Annotated in this window: 1 protein-coding gene and 1 pseudogene; both read right to left on the reverse strand. The window is 43.7% G+C overall.

Features of this window, described 5'->3' with window-relative positions; translation table 11 throughout:
* Positions 1-805: pseudogene (locus CAG65_RS13875) on the reverse strand (hypothetical protein); the annotation flags it as partial.
* A gap of 360 nt (positions 806-1,165) precedes the next feature.
* A complete protein-coding gene (locus CAG65_RS13880; protein ID WP_021704826.1) occupies positions 1,166-2,212 on the reverse strand; it encodes a GMP reductase in 1,047 nt (348 codons plus the stop codon).
* Positions 2,213-2,920 lie beyond the last annotated feature (708 nt).

Consider the following 2,920-nt stretch of genomic DNA (forward strand, 5'->3'; position numbering starts at 1 on the left):
CTATTATAGGCTTATGATCCCAGTCTTGGTCTTGTCCAACCAGAGCCGTCCACTGAGCAATTGCTGAAGCCTTCTTAGACAAGGCCATTGAGACAAAATCAGGCATAGTGGCGGAATGTAAAGCACGCTTAAAAAAGCCGCCCTCCAATGAATCTCGATTCCATTTATCAATTTCGTCAACGGCATTATATGCATTTTCTAGTTGCATACTTTTAGTCACATCAAGAGCTGCATTCCTCTTTATCTCTTCTACCATATACAAAGCAACATCCAGCGCCTGATCTTTGTGACTACATTCAACATCATCAGTCGTTTCTGAATCTAAAGTTGACGATTGACTAGAAGTAGCCGCCATCGCAGCTTCAGCACTAGCAATCTCCTCGTTCATTGCTTGAATTGCTATGCGTGAGCCTTGTGGTGTTTTTGGTGAAACATTCACAAGTGGATTGCGAACCATTTTCGGATTAACCGCTTTAGACCTCTCATGCTCAAACAAGGATACTGCTTCATCATAGTTTATTCCATATTCACCATTCTCCCAAACCATCGAATTCCTTGGTGGAAATGGGTATCCCTTACCATCGTGAGAACTAGGTTCAACAACTCTCTTTGGAGAATCTCGGTTCACGGGATTACGTCTAATGTGCTGCTCTTCTTCACTTTGAGCATGAAATGCTTCTATTGCTTCTTCATAACTCATAGAAGCATCGCACCAATACCAATCATGATGTCTAGGAGGGAAAGGGTAGTTGAAGTCGTAGTGATGCTCTCGTTCAGATTTTAGATCTGGCTTAATATCATCCATAGAAAACGTTTCATCGGCTGTTTTTTATTCGCAATATTATATCAAACGCAGATGGTTGATAATGCCTAAACATGCAATCTAAATAACTTCTCGCCTTGTCGTTTTATCTAATTATCGAGATTCGAGATGTTCATTCACAATTTCACGTTCAGATATTTGTGACTTTATCCATATCTGAAATAACAGTAACTGCTAAGCATTCTCAGCGCAGGTTGAAGACGAAGTGGTCTATTCGGTTCAGTACTTTCACCAGTTCAGTGTCAACGATCAAATAAACTTTGTCGCCACTTACCAAATTTTGGGCAAAAAAAGAGCCGCAAAAAGCGGCCCTTAATATTTCGTATTTCCCGAAGTATTAGATTACTTCTCTTTACCGAATACGTTGTTCTCTTGCTCTTGTACGCGGATGAAGGTTGTACGCTTGGTTAGCTCTTTAAGCTTTGCTGCGCCTACGTAGGTACAGGTTGAACGCACACCACCAAGGATGTCTGAGATTGTACCGTGAACGCTACCGCGGAATGGCAATAGTACGGTTTTTCCTTCAGCTGCGCGATACTTGGCTACACCACCGGAGTGCTTATCCATCGCCGATTGTGAAGACATGCCGTAGAATTTCATGAAGGTTTCACCATCTTGCTCGACAAGTTCACCGCCAGACTCTTCATGGCCTGCCAGCATGCCGCCCAGCATCACGAAATCGGCCCCGCCACCGAAGGCTTTTGACACATCCCCCGCACAAGAACAGCCGCCGTCACCGATGATCATGCCACCCAGGCCGTGCGCTGCATCACCACACTCAATGATGGCGGACAACTGCGGATAACCGACACCGGTTTTCACTCGCGTGGTACACACTGAACCCGGGCCAATGCCAACTTTCACGATATCTGCACCTGCCAGAATAAGTTCTTCACACATATCGCCGGTCACGACGTTACCAGCTGAGATCACTTTGTCTGGGAAGGCGGCACGTACACGTTCCACGTACTCAACCAAATGTTCAGAGTACCCGTTCGCGATGTCGATACAAATAAAGATCAAGTCATCGGACATCGCCATGATGTCTTGGGTTTTCTGAAAGTCAGCATCTGACGTACCGGTTGATACCATCACATTATTGAGTACGGGGGCGTCTGTGCTTTGCACAAACTCAGCCCAGTCAGCAACGGTGTAGTGTTTATGCACTGCAGTCATCACACCATGCTCGGCCAGTGCTTTGGCCATGTCAAAGCTACCAACCGAATCCATGTTCGCTGCAATAACTGGCACACCAGACCATTGACGGCCACTATGCTTGAATGTAAAATCGCGGGTTAAATTTACTTGAGAACGGCTTTTCAGGGTTGAACGTTTCGGGCGAAACAGGACGTCTTTAAAACCTAACTTAAGTTCTTGTTCGATACGCATTGTGCATTTCCTTGATTCATTAACTGATGTGTCATCGCAGATTGCGTAGTAAAAACGTTGGCAGACGCGTTTACTGTTCTTCGGACACAAAAAAACCGGAGCGTTGGCAGACGCTCCGGTTTTCAGCATTATAGGCTGTGATTTCTTTCGCGCAAGACTCACAAATGCATTTTTTTTGTGCTACCTTAGGAAAGAATCCATACCGCAAATCTCCCTCGTCTTTTCTGGTTTCTTATAGGGATAATATTTCTTTTAAAGATCATCCACTTGAACCCGATCACCTTTCCTAAAGCAACTCTAATGAGTCGATAAAAACGTTTTCCGAAACCGTTTCACTTTGTCGGATAAACCTAACATTGTGACTCACATCACTCCGTTCACGCTGATATCATGATGTCTCACTTTCACTTAAGCGTACAAAAATCACTCTAAACTTGAAAAAGTAACGAAACGCAAAGGTAAATAACTGGCTATTTATTCAGCCAACGATGTAATCACAACGAATTCATGGTTTATTTTTTAATGAGTTAAGTATAGAAATAGCGAAGGCGCAGAAATTTCTCCTTTCTGCTCATCTTCATAGAGAGGAACATTATGATTGATGTAGCATTCTTCAGCTCGAAATCTTACGACGAAGCTTCATTTTCAAAGGTTAATGCTCACTACAAGTTTAACCTCCATTTTCACGATTTTCGGCTGACGACCAAA

Source organism: Vibrio sp. V39_P1S14PM300 (assembly GCF_009904765.1).
Taxonomy (GTDB): domain Bacteria; phylum Pseudomonadota; class Gammaproteobacteria; order Enterobacterales; family Vibrionaceae; genus Vibrio; species Vibrio proteolyticus.